General features: G+C 70.1%; 23 protein-coding genes. 21 read left to right on the top strand and 2 right to left on the bottom strand.

Going from position 1 to position 20,790, the window contains the following annotated elements:
* Positions 1-90 precede the first annotated feature (90 nt).
* From SK571_RS39365 to SK571_RS39420, 12 genes are all read left to right on the top strand, one after another.
* Positions 91-2,790 carry a hypothetical protein gene (locus SK571_RS39365; RefSeq protein ID WP_319989208.1) on the top strand — a complete coding sequence of 900 codons (2,700 nt, stop codon included), beginning with the start codon at positions 91-93 and terminating at the stop codon, positions 2,788-2,790.
* Complete coding sequence (locus SK571_RS39370; RefSeq protein ID WP_319989209.1) at positions 2,787-3,581, top strand: HAD-IIA family hydrolase; 795 nt, start codon at positions 2,787-2,789, stop codon at positions 3,579-3,581. The genes SK571_RS39365 and SK571_RS39370 overlap by 4 nt, the downstream gene beginning before the upstream one ends.
* A 4-nt stretch (positions 3,582-3,585) precedes the next feature.
* A complete protein-coding gene (locus tag SK571_RS39375) occupies positions 3,586-3,753 on the top strand; it encodes a hypothetical protein (RefSeq protein ID WP_189159503.1) in 168 nt (55 codons plus the stop codon).
* 6 nt (positions 3,754-3,759) lie between these two features.
* The gene (locus SK571_RS39380; protein ID WP_319989211.1) at positions 3,760-4,572 is read left to right on the top strand and encodes a TlyA family RNA methyltransferase; all 813 of its coding nucleotides are present in this window, start codon (positions 3,760-3,762) and stop codon (positions 4,570-4,572) included.
* Entirely contained in the window at positions 4,569-5,459 is an 891-nt protein-coding gene (locus tag SK571_RS39385; protein WP_319989212.1) for an NAD kinase, read from the top strand. Before SK571_RS39380 ends, SK571_RS39385 begins: the two co-directional genes overlap by 4 nt.
* Positions 5,460-5,539: 80 nt before the next feature.
* Positions 5,540-7,321, top strand: coding sequence for a DNA repair protein RecN (gene recN / locus SK571_RS39390; protein ID WP_319989213.1), 1,782 nt, complete (start codon positions 5,540-5,542; stop codon positions 7,319-7,321).
* 65 nt (positions 7,322-7,386) lie between these two features.
* Positions 7,387-7,986 carry a hypothetical protein gene (locus SK571_RS39395; protein ID WP_319989214.1) on the top strand — a complete coding sequence of 200 codons (600 nt, stop codon included), beginning with the start codon at positions 7,387-7,389 and terminating at the stop codon, positions 7,984-7,986.
* A complete protein-coding gene (locus SK571_RS39400) occupies positions 7,979-8,590 on the top strand; it encodes a hypothetical protein (protein WP_319989215.1) in 612 nt (203 codons plus the stop codon). The genes SK571_RS39395 and SK571_RS39400 overlap by 8 nt, the downstream gene beginning before the upstream one ends.
* On the top strand, positions 8,587-9,018 hold the full coding sequence (locus SK571_RS39405) for a hypothetical protein (RefSeq protein WP_319989216.1): 432 nt from the start codon (positions 8,587-8,589) through the stop codon (positions 9,016-9,018). The genes SK571_RS39400 and SK571_RS39405 overlap by 4 nt, the downstream gene beginning before the upstream one ends.
* Complete coding sequence (locus SK571_RS39410) at positions 9,015-9,455, top strand: hypothetical protein (RefSeq protein ID WP_319989217.1); 441 nt, start codon at positions 9,015-9,017, stop codon at positions 9,453-9,455. The genes SK571_RS39405 and SK571_RS39410 overlap by 4 nt, the downstream gene beginning before the upstream one ends.
* 62 nt (positions 9,456-9,517) lie before the next feature.
* Positions 9,518-10,702 (top strand): putative cytokinetic ring protein SteA, encoded by a 1,185-nt coding sequence (steA, locus tag SK571_RS39415; RefSeq protein WP_319989218.1) that lies wholly within the window; start codon positions 9,518-9,520, stop codon positions 10,700-10,702.
* Positions 10,699-11,637, top strand: a complete 939-nt coding sequence (locus SK571_RS39420; RefSeq protein ID WP_319989219.1) for a copper transporter — start codon at positions 10,699-10,701, stop codon at positions 11,635-11,637. Before steA ends, SK571_RS39420 begins: the two co-directional genes overlap by 4 nt.
* On the opposite strand, the gene SK571_RS39425 is transcribed toward SK571_RS39420, so the two are convergent.
* Positions 11,634-12,317 (bottom strand): hypothetical protein, encoded by a 684-nt coding sequence (locus SK571_RS39425; RefSeq protein ID WP_319989220.1) that lies wholly within the window; start codon positions 12,315-12,317, stop codon positions 11,634-11,636. The two genes, SK571_RS39420 and SK571_RS39425, sit on opposite strands and share 4 nt — an antisense overlap.
* A 178-nt stretch (positions 12,318-12,495) precedes the next feature.
* On the opposite strand from SK571_RS39425, the gene SK571_RS39430 reads away from it, so the two are divergent.
* From SK571_RS39430 to SK571_RS39440, 3 genes are read left to right on the top strand one after another with little or no spacing between them, the layout of a single operon-like run.
* The gene (locus SK571_RS39430) at positions 12,496-14,178 is read left to right on the top strand and encodes a CTP synthase (RefSeq protein WP_406602099.1); all 1,683 of its coding nucleotides are present in this window, start codon (positions 12,496-12,498) and stop codon (positions 14,176-14,178) included.
* A complete protein-coding gene (locus SK571_RS39435; RefSeq protein ID WP_319989222.1) occupies positions 14,175-14,792 on the top strand; it encodes an NUDIX hydrolase in 618 nt (205 codons plus the stop codon). The genes SK571_RS39430 and SK571_RS39435 overlap by 4 nt, the downstream gene beginning before the upstream one ends.
* Positions 14,793-14,801: 9 nt before the next feature.
* A complete protein-coding gene (locus SK571_RS39440) occupies positions 14,802-15,197 on the top strand; it encodes a DUF2752 domain-containing protein (RefSeq protein WP_319989223.1) in 396 nt (131 codons plus the stop codon).
* Positions 15,198-15,612: 415 nt separating this feature from the next.
* Here SK571_RS39440 and SK571_RS39445 read toward each other — a convergent pair whose 3' ends face one another.
* On the bottom strand, positions 15,613-16,221 hold the full coding sequence (locus SK571_RS39445) for an NINE protein (RefSeq protein ID WP_319989224.1): 609 nt from the start codon (positions 16,219-16,221) through the stop codon (positions 15,613-15,615).
* A gap of 52 nt (positions 16,222-16,273) precedes the next feature.
* Here SK571_RS39445 and ald point away from each other — a divergent pair, with 52 nt between their 5' ends.
* The 6 genes from ald (at position 16,274) to SK571_RS39475 (ending at position 20,754) form a co-directional block, all read left to right on the top strand.
* On the top strand, positions 16,274-17,344 hold the full coding sequence (gene ald, locus SK571_RS39450) for an alanine dehydrogenase (RefSeq protein WP_319989225.1): 1,071 nt from the start codon (positions 16,274-16,276) through the stop codon (positions 17,342-17,344).
* A gap of 8 nt (positions 17,345-17,352) precedes the next feature.
* Positions 17,353-18,228, top strand: a complete 876-nt coding sequence (xerD, locus tag SK571_RS39455) for a site-specific tyrosine recombinase XerD (protein ID WP_454780193.1) — start codon at positions 17,353-17,355, stop codon at positions 18,226-18,228.
* Positions 18,229-18,252: 24 nt separating this feature from the next.
* A complete protein-coding gene (locus SK571_RS39460; protein WP_036014240.1) occupies positions 18,253-18,582 on the top strand; it encodes an ArsR/SmtB family transcription factor in 330 nt (109 codons plus the stop codon).
* Between the two features lie 101 nt (positions 18,583-18,683).
* A complete protein-coding gene (locus tag SK571_RS39465; protein WP_406602101.1) occupies positions 18,684-19,607 on the top strand; it encodes a ParA family protein in 924 nt (307 codons plus the stop codon).
* The gene (locus tag SK571_RS39470; protein WP_319989226.1) at positions 19,604-19,927 is read left to right on the top strand and encodes a hypothetical protein; all 324 of its coding nucleotides are present in this window, start codon (positions 19,604-19,606) and stop codon (positions 19,925-19,927) included. Before SK571_RS39465 ends, SK571_RS39470 begins: the two co-directional genes overlap by 4 nt.
* A complete protein-coding gene (locus tag SK571_RS39475; protein ID WP_319989227.1) occupies positions 19,924-20,754 on the top strand; it encodes a segregation and condensation protein A in 831 nt (276 codons plus the stop codon). Before SK571_RS39470 ends, SK571_RS39475 begins: the two co-directional genes overlap by 4 nt.
* Positions 20,755-20,790 lie beyond the last annotated feature (36 nt).

Below are 20,790 nucleotides of genomic sequence, written 5' to 3' on the forward strand. Positions count from 1 at the left end.
TACTTCCCTGAAGGGGCTTGTGATCGCGGGGCACAATTACAGTGCTTCGCTCACAGGCCCCTTTCAGCGTGTCCATAGTAGGAGGATTTGGTGTCAAGGTTCGGGGATCGTCCCGGCGACCGTCAGCGTGGCCAGGGAGACCGACCGCGCCATTCCGACGGTGGCCGTCCATCAGGCGATCGCAAGTTCAGCAGCAGCAACAACCCCCAGCGCGGTGAAGGCTCCGGCGACCGCTCCAACAGCGGTGACCGTCGAGACAACCGCGCCGGCTCCAGCGATCGCGGTGGTTACCGCGGTCAGGGATCCAGCGACCGCGGCAGCTACCGCAAGGACGACTCCGGCGACCGCGGTGGTTATCGCGGCGACCGTTCGAGCGACCGCGGCAGCTCCGGCGGCTCCAGCGACCGTGGTGGTTACCGCAAGAGCGACTCGGGTGACCGAGGCGGCTATCGCGGTCAGGGTTCCGGTGAGCGCAGCGGTTTCCGCAGCGACCGTCCCGGCTACCGCAAGGACGATTCAGGCGATCGCGGTGGTTACCGCGGCGGCCAGGGTTCCAGCGACCGCGGTGGCTTCCGCAAGAGCGACTCGAGCGACCGCGGTGGCTACCGGGGCTCCAGCGACCGTCCCGGCTACCGCAAGGACGACTCCGGCGATCGCGGTGGCTACCGCGGTTCCAGTGACCGTCCTGGGTTCCGCAAGGACGACTCGGGTGACCGTGGCGGTTACCGCAAGAGCGAGTCGGGTGACCGTGGCGGCTTCCGCTCCGGTGAGCGCAGCGGCTCCAGCGACCGCGGCGGCTTCCGCAAGAGCGACTCCGGCGACCGTGGTGGGTACCGCGGTTCCAACGACCGTTCGAACGACCGCGGCGGCTTCCGCAAGGACGACTCCGGCGACCGTGGCGGTTACCGCAAGAGCGAGTCCGGCGATCGTGGCGGCTTCCGCTCCGGTGAGCGCAGCGGCTCCAGTGACCGCGGTGGGTTCCGCAAGAGCGAGTCGAGCGACCGCGGTGGCTACCGGGGATCCAGCGACCGTCCCGGCTACCGCAAGGACGATTCAGGCGATCGCGGTGGTTACCGCGGCGGCCAGGGTTCCAGCGACCGCGGTGGCTTCCGCAAGAGCGACTCGAGCGACCGTGGCGGTTACCGCGGTTCCAGCGACCGTCCCGGCTTCCGCAAGGACGACTCCGGCGACCGTGGTGGGTACCGCGGTTCCAACGACCGTTCGAACGACCGCGGCGGCTTCCGCAAGGACGACTCGGGCGACCGCGGTGGCTACCGCAAGAGCGAGTCCGGTGACCGTGGTGGATACCGCGGTTCGAGCGACCGTCCCGGCTACCGCAAGGACGATTCAGGCGATCGCGGTGGTTACCGCGGCGGCCAGGGTTCCAGCGACCGCGGTGGCTTCCGCAAGAGCGACTCGAACGACCGTGGCGGCTCCCGCGGGCAGGGTTTCAGCGACCGTGGCGGTTTCCGCAAGGACGAGTCGGGCGATCGCGGTGGCTACCGCGGTTCCAGCGACCGTCCCGCGTACCGCAAGGACGAGTCGGGCGACCGTGGTGGGTACCGCGGTTCCAGCGACCGTTCGAACGACCGCGGCGGCTTCCGCAAGAGCGACTCCGGCGACCGTCCCGCCTACCGCAAGAGCGACTCGGGCGACCGCGGCGGTTACCGCAGGGACGACTCGAACAACCGCAAGGACGAGCGTTCCGGCCCGCCGCGCGACGACCGTCGCAAGGACGAGCGCAGCCGTGAGCGTGCGGCGCGGTTCCAGGAGCGTCAGACCGACCAGGAGAGCACCGGTCAGGACGGCACCGACGTCAAGGCCGCCGGCCAGGACGCGCCGGTCGCCGCTGAGGTGACGCCGGCCGCCGAGCGCGCCGGTTACCGCCTGGGCGACGGTGCCGCGGCCACTCGTGCCGCGGCCGGCCGTGAGACGGCCGCCGAGACCGACACCGAGACCGAGACCGAGGTCGCCGTTGAAGGCGACGCGGCCGAGGTGGCGAAGACCGAGGCTGACGAGTCCCCCGCCGAGGGTGACGCCGTCGCGGCCGAGGTCAGCAGCGAGGCCGGCGACGACGAGCCGCGTGACGAGGCGCCCGCGCCCCGTGGCGGACGGCCGCCGCTGCCGGACGAGGCCGACCTGTCGCTGCTCGACCCGGAGATCAAGCTCGAGCTCCGCAGCCTGCCCAAGGGCCTCGCGGAGATCATCGGCAAGCACCTGGCCGCGGCCGGGCTGCTCATCGACGAGGACCCCGAGCTGGCGCTGGAGCACGCGCGGTACGCGCGGAGCAAGGCTGCTCGTGTCGGTGTCGTGCGCGAGGCGGCCGGTCTGACGGCCTACTTCGCGGACGAGTGGGCCGAGGCTCTCAGCGAGCTGCGGGCCGCCCGCCGGATGATGACCGGCCCCGGCCACCTGGCGATCATGGCGGACTGCGAGCGGGCCCTGGGCCGGCCGGAGCGGGCCATCGACCTCGCCAAGGACCCGGCGGTCAAGGACCTCAGCCAGGAGGACGAGATCGAGCTGCGGATCGTCGCGGCCGGAGCTCGTCGTGACATGGGCCAGCTCGACGCCGCCGTCGTGGCGCTGCAGGGGCCCGACCTCGATCCGGGGCAGCGCAATCCCTACTCCGCGCGGCTCTTCTACGCTTACGCCGACAACCTGGCCGCGGCCGGTCGCATCGAGGAATCCGTCAAGTGGTTCCTCAACGCCGCCGAGGCTGACGACGAAGGGGAGACGGACGCCGCCGAGCGCGCGTTCGAGCTGACCCAGGAGGAGACCCCGGAGCAGTGAGCGAGACGTTGGTCGACAGGTACGACGCGTTGCTGATCGATCTCGACGGCACCGTCTACCGAGGGTCCGAGGCCGTGCCCGGTGCAGCCGAAGCAATCGCGGCTGCCAGAAGCAAGGGCGTCGGGATCCGGTACGTCACCAACAACGCTTCCCGCTCACCGCAGATGGTCGCTGATCACCTCGTCGAGCTCGGGTTCGAGACGAACGTCGACGAGGTGAGCACCTCCTCGCAGGCGGGCGCGGCCATGCTGGCCGAACGCCTGCCGAAGCGATCCACTGTGCTCGTGCTCGGCACCAAGGCCCTGGAGGCCGAGGTGCTCAAGCGCGGACTCATCCCGACCGACACCGCAGAAGGCGCGGTGGCGGTCCTGCAGGGGCTGTCCATGGACCTCGGCTGGCGTCAGCTGGCCGAGGCCGCGGTCGCCATCCGCGGCGGCGCGCTGTGGGTGGCGTGCAACGTCGACGCCACCCTGCCCACCGAACGCGGTCTGCTGCCCGGCAACGGCAGCCTCGTCGCGGCGCTGAAGACCGCGACCGACCAGGAACCGCTCGTCGCCGGCAAGCCCGCCACCCCGCTGCTGCAGCAGGCGGCGAAGGACCTCGGCGCGAACCGCCCGCTGGTGATCGGCGACCGCCTCGACACCGACATCCTGGGCGCCGTGAACGCCGGGATGGACTCCCTGCTCGTCCTCACGGGTGTGTCCACCGAACAAGAGGCGCAAGCGCTTCCGGGTGAGCAAAGGCCCACGTATGTCGGCGCGGACCTGTCGGTACTCCATCGGCTACCGTAAGACCGTGAGCTACCCCCTGCCCGGACCGCCGCCCAACCCGGCTGACGCCATCGAAGGCGCGCTGGAGAGGCTCGACGGGCTTGAGAACGTCCCCCTCGACGAGCACGTTGCCCGGTTCGACGCCGTGCACGCGACGCTCACCGACGCACTGTCGAGCATCGACAAGGTGTGATGCACAGTGCCTCGCAGGGTGCGGCTCGACGCCGAACTCGTGCGCAGGGGGCTTGCCAGGTCCCGTGAGCACGCCAGCCAACTCGTCGCGGACGGTCGCGTGAAGGTGCGCGGCACCGTCGCGACGAAGCCCGCGACCGCCGTGGAGACCTCCGACGCGGTCGTCGTCAAGGACATCGGCAACGACCCGAACTGGGCATCACGCGGCGCGCACAAGCTCATCGGCGCGCTCGAGGGCTTCGCGATCGACCCCACCGGCAAGCGTTGCCTCGACGCCGGCGCGTCCACTGGTGGTTTCACCGACGTGCTGCTGCGCAAAGGCGCACGGCAGGTCGTCGCGGCCGACGTCGGCAGGGGTCTGCTCGACTGGAAGCTGCAGACCGACGACCGGGTCGTGGTGAAGGACAAGACCAACGTCCGCACCCTCACGCCCGAGGACATCGGGGGCAATGTTGAACTCGTGGTGGCCGATCTTTCGTTTATCTCGTTGAGGCTTGTGCTTCCCGCACTGGCCGCGTGCCTCGACGAGGAAGGCGACCTGCTGCCCATGGTCAAGCCGCAGTTCGAGGTGGGCAAGGAGCGCCTCGGCTCCGGTGGCGTCGTGCGCGACCCCGAACTCCGGGTCGAAGCCGTGCTCGACGTGACCAGGGCGGCGACCGGACTGGGTCTGGCCGTGCACGGGGTCGTCGCGAGCCCGCTGCCCGGCCCGTCCGGCAACGTCGAGTACTTCCTCTGGCTGCGCAAAGCGGATCCCCTCCCCGGTGGATCGGACGCTGTTGCGCAGATGGTGCGCACCGCCGTCGAAGAAGGGCCCCAATGAGGGAAGTCCTGCTGGTCGTCCACACCGGTCACCAGAGCAACATCGATCTCGCCCGTCAGGTGGCCGGCAGGCTCGCGGTCGGGGGCGTCACGACGAGGGTGCTCGACGACGAGGCGCGTGACCTCGGCCCGTCGTGCTGCACCAAGGTCGTGCCCGCCGACGACCACGCGGCCGAGGGCACCGAACTGGTGCTGGTGCTGGGCGGTGACGGCACGCTGCTGCGCGGCGCCGAACTCGCCCGCCCGGCTCGGGTGCCGGTGCTGGGCGTCAACCTGGGCCGCGTCGGGTTCCTCGCGGAGGCCGACTCGGACGCGTTGCACGAGGCCGTCGGCCACGTGCTCGAACGCGACTACTTCGTGGAAGAGCGCATGACGCTCGACCTGGTGGCCACGGTCGCCGGCGAGGTCGTCGTGAAGACCTGGGCGCTCAACGAGATCAGCGTCGAGAAGCTGATCCGCGAACGCATCCTCGAGGTCGTCGTCGAGGTCGACGGACGCCCGGTGTCGGCGTTCGGCTGCGACGGCGTGCTGTGCGCGACGCCGACGGGCTCCACGGCGTACGCGTTCTCCGCCGGTGGCCCTGTCGTGTGGCCGGACGTGCAGGCGATCCTGGTGGTGCCGAGCAACGCGCACGCGCTGTTCGCCCGGCCGCTGGTCGTCTCGCCGAAGTCGCACGTGGCGTTCGAGATCGAGGCCACCGGGCACCCGGCGGCGCTGTCCGCGGACGGGCGGCGCACGTTCGAGCTGCCCGCGGGTGCGCGGATCGAGATCGTGGAGGGCGAGGTGCCGCTCAAGGTCGTGCGGCTGCGCCAGGCACCGTTCACGGATCGGCTGGTCGAGAAGTTCGACCTGCCGGTGAAGGGATGGCGGGGGCCATCGGCAGGCTGATCGCGCCGCTCGGTGCGTCGGCACTTGCCCGTTATGGTGCCCGCGAGGAAATGTCGGACTCGACAAGTAAGGTTCGCCCTGTGCTGGCCGAGATGCGCATCAATGGCCTTGGCGTGATCGACGAGGCCACCCTTGAACTAGACCCCGGGTTCACCGTAGTGACGGGTGAGACGGGCGCGGGCAAGACCATGGTCGTGACCGGGTTGCACCTGCTCGGCGGTGGCCGGGCAGAGGCATCGCGGGTGCGCACCGGGGCTGACAAAGCGGTGGTCGAAGGCCGCTTCCAGGCTCCGGCGGGCAGCCCTGCCGCGAAGGTGGCGGAGGAGGTCGGCGGCGAGGCCGACGAGGACGGATCGCTGATCGCGATCCGCACCGTCGGCGCCGACGGCCGTTCGCGCGCCCACGTCGGTGGCCGTTCCGTGCCGGTCGGCGTCCTGTCCGAACTGGCCGAGCAGCTCATCGCCGTCCACGGGCAGAACGACCAGCTGCGGCTCATGCGGCCGACCGAGCAGCGCGGTGTGCTGGACCGGTTCGCCGGCGAGGACGTGAGCTCACCTCTGCGCGCCTATCAGGCCGTTCGTGAGGAGTGGCTGCGCGTTTCGGCGGAGTTGAAGGAACGCACCGAGCGCTCCCGTGAACTGGCCCGCGAGGCCGACCTGCTGCGGCACGGCCTGACCGAGATCGACGCCGTCGCCCCGAAGCTGGGCGAGGACGCCGAACTCCACGACGAGGCGCGGCGGCTCGCGGACGCCGACCAGCTCCGCGAGGCCGCCCAGGGCGCGCAGTTCGCGGTGTCCGGATCGCTGGAGGGCGACCCGGACAACCCCGGTGCGCTCGGGCTGATCTCCGAGGCCGCCCGCAGGCTGGCGACGTCGGAGGACCCGAAGCTGCGGGAGATGGAGCCGCGGCTGGTCGAGGCGGCGACGTTGCTGGCCGACGTCGGTGCCGAGATCTCCGGCTACCTGGACCACCTGGAGGCCGACCCCGGCCGCCTCGAGAGCGTCCTGCAGCGGCAGGCCGAGCTCAAGGCGCTGACCCGCAAGTACGCCGCCGACGTCGACGGCGTGATCGCCTGGGCCGAGGACGCGCGCACCAGGCTGGGCGGGCTGGACACCTCCGAAGAGGCGTTGACCGGTCTGGCCGCCCGCCGCGACGAGCTGGCCGCGGAACTCGCGACGCTCGCCGCCCAGGTGACGGCCGCTCGGGTCGAGGCCGCCCTGGAGCTGGGCAAGGCCGTCACCGAGGAGCTCGACGGGCTCGCCATGCCGCACGCCTCGGTCGAACTGGCCGTCCGGCCCCGGCACGCCGAGTCCGGTGATGCCCAGGCGTTGACCGTCGGACGCTCGGTCCTGCACGCCGGTGCGTCCGGCGTGGACGACGTCGAGCTGCGGTTGATCTCGCACCCCGGGGCACCCGCCCTGCCGGTGCACAAGGGCGCCTCCGGTGGTGAGCTCTCCCGCGTGATGCTGGCGCTGGAAGTGGTGCTGTCGCACTCGGATCCGGTGCCGACGCTGGTGTTCGACGAGGTCGACGCCGGTGTGGGCGGGCGGGCAGCGGTCGAGGTCGGCCGCCGGCTGGCTCGGCTCGCCCGGTCGCACCAGGTGATCGTCGTGACGCACCTGCCGCAGGTGGCGGCGTTCGCCGACCGGCATCTCGTGGTGGACAAGTCCGCCGACGGGACGTTCACGCGGTCCGCGGTGCGGAAGCTGGACGAGACGCAGCGGGTCGTCGAGCTCGCCCGGATGCTGGCAGGCATGGACTCGACCGACACCGGCCGGGCCCACGCCGAGGAGCTGCTGGCCGCGGCCAAGGCGGACAAGTCCGCTGCTCCCGTGGTCCGGCGCAAGAAGAAGAAGGCCTGACCGGCGCGGCCGTTCCGGTCGCTGCTCCTTCCGCTGTTCCCGGCCGGGTTCGGCATGATGGAGGCGTGACAGGAACTTTGACCACGCGCCGGGTGCTCGGGGCGGTGCTGGTGGTCGTCGCGGCCGGACTGGCCGTGGCGGCCACGTTCCTGTCCGCGTACTCCGTGCAGATCGTGCTCGGAGGCCGGGAGTTGCGCTACGAGGCCGGCTTCTGGGCGGTCGGGCGGGACGACTTCCGCGAGCTGCTGCCGCTCGAACCCTTCGAGCTCGGTGAGCCCGCGGTGGGGGCCGCGCTCGTCATGGCGCTGGCAGCCGTGCTGGCGTTCCGGATTCCGGCACTGCGGGTCGGGTCGCTGCTCGGGGCCGGGCTGCTGGCCGGGGTGGCGTGGGCCGCCGTCTCCCGGATCCAGGGGTTGCTGAAGTTGATGGGTGAGTTCAACGCGCGCGTGCCGATCGAGGTGGAGCAGGGCGAAGGGGTCACCCTGCTGATCGTGGCCGCGGGGGTGGCCGTGGTGGCGGCCGTGCTGCACCAGGAGCTGCCTCGGGCGGACCAGGTGGAGCCCAGCGGTGACGGGGTGGTCGTCCACCAGATCGACGACGACGCGGACGACACCGACACGCCGCCGTACGGATACCCCGTGATCGTGGAGCCGAAGAGTGATTGACCGCCGCAAGATCGCATGGGTGCTGCTGGCGCTGGGGGCCGTGCTGTCGGTGGTCGCGTCGCTCGAGGAGGTCTTCAGCACGGTCTACAAGGGGTTCGGGTCTGATCTGATCGTCACCTGGACCCTGTGGGCCACCGAGTCGAACCCGCAGGACGGGCCCGCCGGTCAGTCCGCTCTCTTCGCCGCCGGGTGGCCCGTGGTGGTGTCGGCGATCGTGATGGCCGTCGCCGTGGCGTTCGGGGTGCGCGAGCGGACCGCGTTCGTCGGGAGGCCGCTGGCCATGGGCGGGGCGGGGCTGCTGGCCGGGGTCGTGCTCCTCTACGTGGTCCAGGTCTGGGAACTGCGCAGGCTCATCAACGCGCAGCCGCAGGCCGGTTCCAGCAAGGACGAACTGCGCTACCACGGCGGCTTCTACCTGTTGGTGGTCGCGGCCGTCGTCGGACTCGCGGGGGCGGTGCTGGCCCAGCGGCGCAGTCCCGAGCCGGTGGCACAGGACGATGACGAGCAGGAGGGAGTGGTCGTGCACCAGCTCGACGGCGATGACGACACGCCGCCCTTCGGCCTCGCCATTCCGCACGACGACGAGCAGCGGGAGACTCCGTGATCGGCAGACCTACGGCGATCGCGTTGATCGCGGCGGGAGTGGTGCTGACCGCCACGGCGATGGTGTTGCCGTGGTACTCGACCGCCTACGCCGGCGGGGTCGAGGTCGTGGTCCGGGCGTGGGGAACGGAGATCCTCAACAAGCCCGGCGACTGGCCCGCGGGAGAGCTCTCGCCCTGGTACGGGGTGCCCGTCGTGGTCACCGCCGTGCTGCTCGTCGCCGGGGTCTGGATCAGCCGGGCGGCGCTCGCGGGAGCGGCCGGGCAGCTCGGCGCCGTGGGCGTGATCGGAGCGCTCGTGGTGTCGGAGCGCGGGCACGCGGTCGAGCAGCAGGGCGACTTCGCGGTCGGGTTCGGGCTGGTGTTCCTCGCGGTGGGGACATTGGTCGCGCTGGCCGGAGCCGTTGCGGTGCAACGGGAGGCGGCGTGAGGAAGATCGTGGGCGTCGTCCTGCTCGGACTCGCCGCCGCGGCCGCGGTCGCGGCCACGTTCCTGCCGTTCTCGGAACTGCTGATCAAACTGGCTCCCGGGCAGCCGCAGACCGCGTACGTCACCACGGGGTGGAGCACGCGGTTCGGTGGCACGACGGACGAGCACGGGCCGTTGTTCGGCATCCCGATCGTGGTGGCGGCCGCCGCCGTGCTGGCCGGGATGCGGTGGCGAAAGGTCGCCTTCGCCGGAGCGGCCGCACTCGCGGGCGTCACCGGAATGTTGTTCGTGTATTTGCTGAACGCGATCAGCTTTCACGAGGAGGGCAACATCGCCATCGATCCGGCGCTGGAAGCCGGGTTCGGCAACGGTATTTGGGTGCTCATAACCGCAGTGGTTCTCGCGTTTGGAGCCGTAGTAGTTCACCCCGACGACTGACCAGCCGGAATTGCCCGGCGTGCCTCACCTGTCGCGTGCGCACCGTGAGTCACTATCGGCCCATGAAGCTTTCCGGGCTGCTGAGCCGCACCAACCACGAACTACCCGGAGTCACGGGCGTCGCGCGGGTTGATCGGCGCGCGAGCGACCTGGTTCGGCGCGTCAGTGCCGGTGACGTCGCGGTGATGGACCTCGTCGACCTCGATCGGCGGACCGTCGAAGCGCTCGTCGCGGCCGAGGTCGTCGGCGTCGTGAACGCGTCACCGTCCATTTCCGGGCGGTTTCCCAACCTCGGCCCGGAACTGCTCATAGAGGCCGGCATTCCGCTGATCGACAACGTCGGCGCCGTCGCGCTGCGGGAGATCAAGGAAGGCACGAAGATCCGGCTGCACGAAGGTGTCGTGTACGCCGGGGAACGCGAGCTCGCCAAGGGGATCGAGCAGAACGCCGAAAGCATCGCCGACGCGATGATCGAGGCGAAGGCCGGCATGTCGGCGCAACTGGAAGCGTTCTCCGCGAACACCATCGAGTTCCTGCGCCGGGAACGCGCGCTCGTTCTCGACGGCGTCGGCGTGCCCGAGGTGTACGTGCCGATGCGCGACCGGCAGGTGCTCGTCGTCGCCGGCGGGCCGTCGCACGCCGAGGAGCTGCGCAAGCTCCGCAAGTACATCCGCGAGTACCGGCCGGTGCTGATCGGCGTCGACACGGGCGCGGACACGCTGCACGACGCCGGGCTCAAGCCGGACATCATCGTCGGCGACCCCGACGGCATCGGCACCGCGTCGTTGCGCGCGGCCACCGAGGTCGTCGTGCCCGCGCAGACCGACGGCCACGCGCCCGGCCTGCAGCGGATCCAGGACCTCGGCATCGGCGCGGTGACGTTCCCCGCGTCGGGCAACGCGGAGGACCTCGCGTTGCTGCTCGCCGAGGCGCACGGGGCGTCCCTGGTGGTCACGGTGGGCCTGCGCGCGACGCTGCGTGAGTTCCTCGACCGCGGGCACTCCGGTTCCAACCCCTCCACGTTCCTCACCCGGTTGAAGCTCGGCAGCAAGCTCGTCGACGGGGAGGCCGTCGCGACCTTGCACCGCAGCCGGGTCTCGCTGGGCGTGATCGTCCTGCTGGTGACCGCGGCGATCGCCGCCATGGCGGCGGCCCTCGCGGTCTCCGGTGTCGGTCACGTCTACGTCGACATCGTGGTCGACGGCTGGCAATCCGTCGTCAACTGGATCAAGGGGTTCTTCTCGTGATCACGCTGCGCTACCACATAGTTTCGATCACCGCGGTGTTCCTCGCGCTGGCGGTCGGTGTCGTGCTGGGGTCGACCGCGATCAGCGGGCGGTTGCTGTCGGGGCTGAGCGACGAGAAGAACTCGTTGGCACAGCAGGTCAACGACCTCCAGAACGACCGCAACGCGATGAACGCCAAGCTGACCGAGGCGGACAAGTTCGCCTCGTCCGTCGGCCCGCTCGCGGTCAAGGACCGGCTCACCGACCGCACGGTCGTCATCGTGACGACAGCGGACGCCCGCCCGTCCGACCGGGACGCGCTGACCGGGCTGCTCAAGTCCGCGAGCGCCACCGTCACCGGCGAGATCCAGCTGACCGACGCGTTCACCGACCCGTCGCGAGGGGACCAGCTGCGCGACCTCGTGGCACGGCTGCAGCCCGCCGGCTCGCAGCTGCCCACGGCCGCGGACCCCGGCACGCGCGCCGGAGGCCTGTTCGGGGCGTTGCTGCTGCTCAACTCGTCCAACAACCAACCGCAGGCCACGCCTGACGAGACGGCCTCCGCGCTCGCCGGGCTGACCAACGCCGGGTTCGTGAAGGCGACCTCGGGGGTGAAGCCGGCGCAGCTCGCGATCGTGCTGACCGGTGGCGCCGCGATCGGTGACTCGGCCGCGGACCGCGCCTCGACCGTCGCGCGCTTCGCCACCCAGCTCGACCGGGCCGGCGCGGGTGTCGTCCTGGCGGGCGCGAACGGTTCGGCGAACGGCACGGGTGCGATCGGCGTGGTCCGCGCGGACACCGCCGCGACGTCGATCCTGTCCACGGTGGACAACTCCGACACCCCGGCGGGCCAGGTCGTCGTGGTGATGGCGTTGAGCGAACAGCTGGAGGGCCGCTCCGGCCGTTACGGCGTCGCGGGCAACGCGGAGGCGTCCTCGCCGGGCACAGCCAGCTAGTAATCGGTGTTCCACTCGCCGGGCAGGACTTTCAGCAGCTGGTCCAAGGCGTCCGGGGTGCGGGCGCGGGCCCACAGCCACTGGCGGTCGTCCTCGCGGACGACCAGGTCGTCCGCGACGAACCAGCGGGTGCCGGGACTGTGCAGCGGCAGCAGGGCGAAGTGGTCCTCGAGCAGGGAGACGTCCGCCTCGGACGTCTCCCTGTCCGCTGTTCCGGCCCCGTCGCGGAACAGCGACTCGGACAGCACCATCTCCACGCACGCCAGCGAGAACCGGGGCAGCCACGTGTCCCAGCGCTCCTCGGTCCTGTCCACGAGGTCGAGCTTGATCAGGACCTCGGGGTCGTCGCCGTCCAGCGTCGTTCCCCAGGCCGCGACCCACTGGTTCTCGGCGCGGAACACGAGGACCTCGTCGTCCACGCGCAGTTCGGACGGCGTCAGCAGGCGGTCCTGGTTGCTGGTCAGGTCGGGGCGCTTGCCGAACAGCGACAGCGCCTCCTTCACCGCCTCGGGCAGCCGGACGAGCAGCTGTTCCTCGGCGGCGGCGAGATCGGCCCGGTTCCAGCCGTCCTGCGGTTCGATCGGCTCGGCCCACGCGGCCGCGAAACCCTCGATGAAACGCCACGCCCCGGAGCGTTCGCGCACGGCTTTTGCGGCTTCCCCTGCCACGTCGAAGGTCACGTGACAACTTTTCCTGATGCCGGCCTGTGCCGTGGGAGGTTCGGGAAAACCCCTCGCTGCGCCGATCGGGTGATGTGATCTGCCGGGTCGTGGTGCGCTGAGTGACCGGCGGCGTGTTAGCGTTATGGCCCGTGGATAGGGGGATTCGGCCCCCACGATTTTCACGGGAGCCCCGTTGGTGCAGCAGGCACGTACGACCAAGCACGTCTTCGTCACGGGAGGCGTCGCGTCCTCCCTGGGCAAGGGGCTCACCGCCTCCAGCCTCGGCCAGTTGCTCACCTCGCGCGGCCTGCGGGTGACGATGCAGAAGCTCGACCCGTACCTGAACGTGGACCCCGGCACGATGAACCCGTTCCAGCACGGCGAGGTCTTCGTGACCGACGACGGCGCGGAGACGGACCTCGACATCGGCCACTACGAGCGGTTCCTCGCGCGTGACCTGAGCGGCGACGCCAACGTCACCACCGGCCAGGTGTACTCCGAGGTCATCGCCAAGGAACGGCGTGGTGAGTACCTGGGCGACACGGTCCAGGTCATCCCGCACATCACCGACGAGATCAAGCGCCGCATCAGGGCGATGGCCGAGCCGGACGCCGACGGCGTCACGCCGGACGTGGTCATCACCGAGGTCGGCGGCACGGTCGGCGACATCGAGTCGCTGCCGTTCCTGGAGGCGTGCCGTCAGGTGCGTCACGACGTCGGCCGCGACAACGTCTTCTTCCTGCACGTCAGCCTCGTGCCGTACCTGGCGCCGAGCGGCGAGCTGAAGACCAAGCCGACGCAGCACTCCGTCGCGGCGCTGCGCAACATCGGCATCCAGCCCGACGCGATCGTGTGCCGCGCGGACCGGGAGATCCCGGACGCGCTGAAGCGCAAGATCGGCCTGATGTGCGACGTCGACACCGACGCCGTCGTCGCGGCCGTGGACGCCCGGTCGATCTACGACATCCCGAAGGTCCTGCACGCCGAGGGCCTCGACGCGTACGTCGTGCGCCGCCTCGACCTGCCGTTCCGCGACGTCGACTGGACGGTGTGGGGCGACCTGCTGGAGCGGGTGCACAACCCGTCCGAGACGGTGAAGATCGCGCTCGTCGGCAAGTACGTCGACCTGCCCGACGCGTACCTCTCGGTCACCGAGGCGCTGCGTGCGGGCGGTTTCGCGCACCACGCCAAGGTCGAGATCAAGTGGGTGCCGTCGGACGAGTGCCAGACGCCCGAGGGCGCGGCACGGGCGTTGTCCGGCATGGACGCGGTGCTGATCCCCGGCGGGTTCGGCGTGCGCGGCATCGAGGGCAAGCTCGGCGCGCTGAAGTACACCCGCACGCGCGGTGTGCCGACGCTGGGCCTGTGCCTCGGCCTGCAGTGCATGGTGATCGAGGCCGCGCGGAACCTCGCGGGCATCGAGGACGCGAACTCCAGCGAGTTCGAAGAGGGCGGCACGCCGGTCATCTCCACGATGGCCGACCAGCAGGACGTCGTGGCCGGTCAGCGCGACATGGGCGGCACGATGCGCCTCGGCGCGTACGTCGCGAAGCTCACGCCGGGGTCGGTCGTCGCCCAGGCGTACGGCACGACCGAGGTGTCCGAGCGGCACCGCCACCGCTACGAGGTCAACAACGCGTACCGGGGCAAGCTCGCCGAGGCCGGTCTGGTCTTCTCGGGCACGTCGCCCGACGGCCGCCTGGTCGAGTTCGTCGAGCTGCCGTCGGACGTGCACCCGTTCTACGCGGGCACGCAGGCGCACCCGGAGCTCAAGTCGCGTCCCACGAAGCCGCACCCGCTGTTCGCGGCGTTCGTGAAGGCCGCGATCGACTACCGCGTGGCCGACCGGCTGCCCCTGAAGGCCGGAGCGTCCAAGTGACCCGGCACGACTTCCGGACGGTCTCCAGCGAGGACCTGCACGTCGGACGGGTCGTCGCGCTGCGGATCGACGAGGTCGAGATGCCCGGTGGTGGCACGGCCAAGCGCGAGATCGTCGAGCACATGGGCGCCGTCGCGGTCGTGGCCGTGGACGACGCCGGTGAGGTCGTGCTGATCCACCAGTACCGGCACGCGCTCGGGCGGCACCTCTGGGAGCTGCCGGCCGGGCTGCTCGACCACGACGGCGAGGAGCCGGTCATCGGCGCGCGCCGCGAGCTGGCCGAGGAGGTCGGGCTCGACGCGGCGCGCTGGGACACGCTGGTCGACACGGCCGCGTCCCCCGGCTTCACCGACGAGGTCGTGCGCGTGTACCTGGCGCGCGAACTGTCCGAAGTGGACCGTGAGGTGCAGGGTGAGGAGGAGGCGGATCTGGAGATCCACCGCTTCCCGCTCGACGAGGCCGTGCGGATGGTCCTGGCGGGGGAGATCGTGAACTCCTCGGCCGTGGCCGGGCTGCTCGCGGCACACGAGGTGCTGGCGGGGCGGGCGGAACCGCGCCCGGCCGACGCACCGTTCCGCGACAAGCCGACCCGGTTCGCCGCGCGCAAGAAGTAAGTTGGACTCATGCAGACGTTGAAGGGTGCCTTCGCACGGTTGAAGGCGCCCTTCGGCGTTCTCGCACTGGGTGGCGCCGGCGCGGTGCTGCTGCTGTTCGTCGATCCGAACAAGCCGGGCAACCTGCTGCCGAAGTGCCCGATCAACTGGCTGACCGGGCTGAGCTGCCCCGCGTGTGGTGCCACGCGCATGGTGCACGCGTTGCTGCACGGGGATGTCGTCGGCGCGTTCCACTTCAACGCCGTGTTGCTCGCGTTGGGCGTGCCTCTGGCCGTGTGGCTGTTCGCGCGCTGGACTCGCGACCGGTGGAATGACGAACGGCGATCCGTGCCGAAGTCGGTCGGTGTCGCCGTTCTCGTCGTTGCCGCCGTGTGGGGCGTGGGTAGAAACCTCGCGGGGGTTTAGTGGTGTGGCCCGGAACGTTGCCGGGCGAATTCGCGGTCAGACGGGTGCATCGTGGTGCCGCCCCCACGTCCTCGTACTGGACGTATGGGGGCGTGGGGGCGGTGCCGCGAGGCGCCCTGCTGAGCGTGAATTACCCAGCCGACGTTCCGGGTCGCACCACTAGTAGAGCGTCGCGGCTCAGTTGTGCTCCGCTGAGTCGGGCGGGCAGGGTACGAGGCGGTCTGGCCGCGCTCTCACGTTAGGTCGCCGCTGAGTTGGCGGTAGAAAAGTACTGGCGCAAGCGTTTGCCGATCACTCCAACTACCGCCAACTCTGCAGGTGGCAGCCACGAGAGCGCGATTTTCACGATCGAAGCGCGGCCACTGTCGGCATCACTCCCACCCGTCACCATCCAAAAGATGGCTGCGACGCTCTACTAGTCCCTGAGCTTGCGGCCCTGCGCGTCCGTGCCGCCGTTGACCAGGATGATGATCCCGTCGATCAGCGACCAGATGCCGCAGCCACCGCAGGTCAGCAGCTGGGCGACGGCGATGCCGGTGTGACCGGTGTAGAAGCGGCCGATGCCCAGGTTGCCCAGGAACAGCTGCAGCACGCCGGCCGCGACCTTCGACTTGTCCGACAGCGGCACGCCGGTGATCGGGTCGTAGCCGTACGGGGCGCCGGGGCTGCCGTAGCCGGGCGGGAGCATGCCCGGCGGGGGCGGCGGGACCGCGTACTGCGGCTGCGGGCCCGTGGGCGGCGGGTAGTACGGCTGGGTCGGCTGGGGCGGGTAGCCGGGCGCGGCCGGGGGCACGGCGAACGGCACCGACGGCGGCGCGAGGAACGGCGGGTGGGGCTGCGGCAGGTCGCGGAACAGCTCCGCGAGCTCGGCGTAGCTCTGCGCGCCGGACGCGCGGTTCACGCGTTCCTGGTACTCGCCGATGTCGAGCCGCGCCATCGCGAAGTGGTCGTTGAGCGCGGTGATCGCCTCTTCGCGCTGCTGGTTGCCGATGCGTTGCTGCTCAGGCCCGAATGCTTCTGACACGGCTCGCACGGTATCCGATGCAGCAGATCGATATCGGGAATACGCTGCGGCGATGCTGGTCGGTGTCCCAAAGGAGATCAAGAACCACGAGTACCGCGTCGCGATCACACCCGCCGGAGTGGTCGAGCTGGTGCGCCGCGGGCACGAGGTCGTCGTCGAGCGCGACGCCGGTGCGGGTTCGTCGTTCCCCGACCACGAGTACGTGGCTGCGGGCGCGCGGATCGCCTCGTCGGCCGACGAGGTGTGGGGGTCCGCGGACCTGGTTCTCAAGGTCAAGGAACCGATCGAGCCCGAGTACCACCGCATGCGCCGCGATCAGGTGCTGTTCACCTACCTGCACCTCGCGGCTTCGCCGGCGTGCACCGCGGCGATCGCGGTCTCCGGCATCACGGCCATCGCCTACGAGACCGTGCAGCTGCCCGACGGGTCGTTGCCGTTGCTGGCGCCGATGAGCGAGATCGCCGGGCGGATGGCCGCCCAGGTCGGCGCGCACTGCTTGGAACGAGCCCAAGGCGGGCGCGGGGTGTTGCTCGGCGGGGCGCCCGGAGTGGCGGCGGGCAAGGTCGCGGTGATCGGCGCGGGCGTGGCGGGGATGAACGCGGCGACGATGGCCGTGGGCATGCAGGCCGAGGTGGTCGTGCTGGACAAGAACGTCAACCGGTTGCGGCAGATCGACTTCACCTACCGCGGCCACCTGCAGACGATCGCCTCGAACGTCTACGAGGTCGAGAAGGCCTGCCAGTGGGCGGATCTGGTGGTCGGCGCGGTGCTGGTGCCGGGTGCGAAGGCGCCGAAGCTCGTCAGCAACGACCTGGTGTCGCGGATGCGGCCCGGCAGCGTGCTCGTGGACATCGCGGTCGATCAGGGCGGGTGTTTCGAGGACACGCGGCCGACCACGCACGACGCGCCGACGTACTGCGTGCACGACTCCGTGTTCTACTGCGTCGCGAACATGCCCGGTGCCGTGCCGAACACGTCGACGTACGCGCTCACGAACGTGACGCTGCCGTACGTCATCGCGTTGGCGGACAAGGGTTTTGATCGTGCTGTCGCGGATGACCCGGCGCTCGCCAAGGGTGTCAACGCGCGTGCTGGAGAGATCGTGTTGGAAGGGCTGGAGTGATTGCCGATCTGGTGGCGACCTATCTCGACCACCTCGCCGTGGAACGCGGCCCCGCCCGCAACACGCTCGACTCCTACACCCGCGACCTGCGCCGCTACACCGAACACCTGGAGTCCACAGGTGTCACGGACTTGGCCGCGGTGACGGAACTGCAGGTGAGTGAGTTCCTTGCCGTGCTGCGCGAAAGCGGGCTAGCGGCGTCGTCTGCAGCACGGACGTTGGTCGCCGTGCGCGGGTTGCACCGCTTCGCGCACCGTGAAGGCGTTGTGCCACATGACGCCGCACGGGCCGTGCATCCGCCGTCACCGCCGAAGAGGCTGCCGAAAGCATTGCCGATCAATGAGGTTCTCACCCTCCTGGACACTGTGGGAAACCTCAGGGACAAAGCGCTGCTGGAGCTGCTGTACTCGACGGGAGCGCGAATTTCCGAGGTCGTCGGGCTGGACGTGGACGACATCGACGCTTCCGAGCGGACGGTGCTGCTCGACGGCAAGGGCGGGAAACAACGGCTGGTTCCGGTCGGGCGGCCGGCGTTGGCGGCGGTCGACGCCTACCTGGTTCGAGCACGTCCCGCGCTGGCGGCCAAGGGACGTGGCACGCCCGCGTTGTTCTTGAACGCGCGTGGCGGAAGGCTTTCACGGCAGAGCGCGTGGACCGTTCTGAAGACCGCGGCGGAGCAGGCTGGAATCACCTCGGTGGTGTCCCCTCACACGTTGCGGCATTCGTTCGCCACCCATCTGCTCGAAGGGGGTGCTGACGTTCGGGTGGTGCAGGAGCTCCTCGGGCACGCATCCGTTACGACCACTCAGGTGTACACACTGGTAACCGTTACGACTTTGAGGGAGGTCTACGCAACTGCACACCCTCGGGCCACTGGAACATGAGGCTTCCACGGGTACGGTGGGCAGGTGCCGAACTTGGACGAGCCGTCCCCGCAGGCCATCGATCTAGCCGCTGTGCTGCACGCGCTGAGTGACCCGACGAGGCTCGCGGTCGTGCGCCAGATCCAGTCGAGCGGCGAGAGGCTGTGCGGGGCCTTCGAGGTGGACGTGGCGAAGTCGACCCTCTCCCAGCACCTGCGCGTGCTGCGCGAAGCGGGTATCACCCGAACACGCTGCCGTGGCAACCAGCGCTGGGTGTCACTGCGTCGCGATGACCTGGATCTTCTCTTCCCGGGCCTGCTGGACGTGGTGCTGTCCGCGGCGGACCGGCGAACACGAACGGATGTCGCGGTCTAACTCAGTCTTGACAAAACCCGGCGAGGCGCGTTGCCGCTCGCACGGGTGCGGCCTAGGCTGCGCCCGGAGAGACGACTACGACCAGTGAGGGAACGCCAGCCATGTCGACACCGGAGCACGTTTTCGCGCCCCGTGCCGATCTGAACATGGCCCCGCACGCCGCGCCGGTGGACGACGTCGCTCACGAACAGGTCGACGGGATCGGGCCGACAGGCCGCACGCGCCGCAGCATCCCGGATCCGCCGCCGCTGCTGCACCACGGCCCGGCGAAGATCCTGGCCATCTGCAACCAGAAGGGCGGCGTCGGCAAGACGACGACGACCATCAACCTGGGTGCGGCGCTGGCCGAGCACGACAGACGGGTGCTGCTCGTCGACTTCGACCCCCAGGGCGCGCTCTCGGTGGGCCTCGGCGTGCACCCGCACCAGCTGGAAACCACGATCTACAACGTCATCATGGAGAACGACACCGCCGTTCCCGACGTCATCCGCAAGACCATGATCGACGGGATGGACCTGCTGCCGAGCAACATCGACCTGTCGGCCGCCGAGATCCAGCTCGTGTCGGAGGTGGGCCGCGAGCACACGCTCGTGCGCACCCTTCGTCCCGTCATCGACCACTACGACTACGTGCTGGTCGACTGCCAGCCCTCGCTCGGCCTGCTCACGGTGAACGCCCTCGCGGCCGCGGACGGTGTGCTGATCCCGCTGGAGTGCGAGTTCTTCTCGCTGCGCGGGGTGGCGCTGCTCATCGACACCATCGAGAAGGTCAAGGAACGCTTGAACCCCAAGCTCGACATCACCGGCATCCTCGCCACGATGTACGACCCGCGCACGCTGCACTCGCGCGAGGTCATGGCCCGCGTCGTGGAGGCGTTCGGCGAGATCGTGTTCGACGCGGTCATCAACCGCACCGTGCGCTTCCCGGAGACCACGGTGGCCGGCGAGCCGATCACACGCTGGGCACCGCGCTCGTCCGGCGCCAACGCCTACCGCGCGCTGGCTCGTGAGGTGATCGCCCGGTGAACCGCCGCCCGACGCTACCGGGTGCCGCGGAACTGTTCAGGCTGACCGCTGCCGCGCCCTCCACCGAGGTCTCCTCGACCGAGGACGCTCCGCAGCAACGCCGAGGTTCCGGCCGCACCAAGCACACCACGAAGATCACGGTCTACGTGTCCGACGAGGAACTGCTCGCTCTCGAACAGGCGCGGCTCGTGCTGCGCGGTTCGCACTCGCTGGGCGTCGACCGCGGGCGCGTGGTGCGCGAGGCGATCGCCATCGTGCTGGACGACCTCGAAACGCACGGTGACGCGTCGTTGCTGGTACGCAGGTTGCGCGAGCAGTGACAGAGCAAGCCCCTGCTGAGACCCCGGTTGACGACGGCAAGTTCAAGGTTCGGCTCACGAACTTCGAAGGCCCGTTCGACCTGCTGCTGCAGCTGATCTCCCAGCACACGCTCGACGTGACCGAGGTGGCGCTGCACACGGTCACCGACGACTTCATCGCGCACCTCCGCGGCATGGGCGAGAAGTGGGACCTCGACGAGACCACCGAGTTCCTGGTGATCGCGGCGACCCTGCTGGACCTGAAGGCCGCCCGGCTGCTGCCCACCGGTGACGTCGAGGACGAGGACGACCTGGCGTTGCTGGAGGCGCGCGACCTCCTGTTCGCCCGGCTGCTGCAGTACCGCGCCTACAAGCAGGTCGCGGCCCTGTTCGCCGAGCTGGAGCAGGGCGCGTACCGGCGCTACCCGCGCTCGGTGGCACTGGAACCGCGCTTCGAGGGCCTGCTGCCCGAGGTGATGCTCGGCGTCACCCCCGACAAGTTCGCCCTGATCGCGGCCTCGGCCTTCCGCCCGAAGCAGAAGCGGACCCTGTCCGTCGCGCACATCCACCAGCACCGCGTGTCGATCCGCGAGACCGCTGACCTCCTGCGCGCGATGCTGATCGAGAAGGGCACCGCGTCGTTCTCGGAGATCGTCGCCGAGTGCACCGAGACCATGGAGGTCGTGGCGCGGTTCCTGGCACTGCTGGAGCTGTACCGCGAGAAGTCGCTGGCCTTCGAGCAGGAGGACCCGCTCGGTCCGCTGCAGGTGACGTGGGTCGGCGGGACGTTGGAGGACGCGCAGGCGCAGGTGCACGCCGGCGACGAGGACGAGGAATACGGCGGTTGACTTTCTTTCCTGCCTGGTCGGCAGGGAAGCCCATCG

This window comes from Lentzea kristufekii (genome assembly GCF_033949925.1).
GTDB classification, from domain to species: Bacteria; Actinomycetota; Actinomycetes; order Mycobacteriales; family Pseudonocardiaceae; genus Lentzea; species Lentzea kristufekii.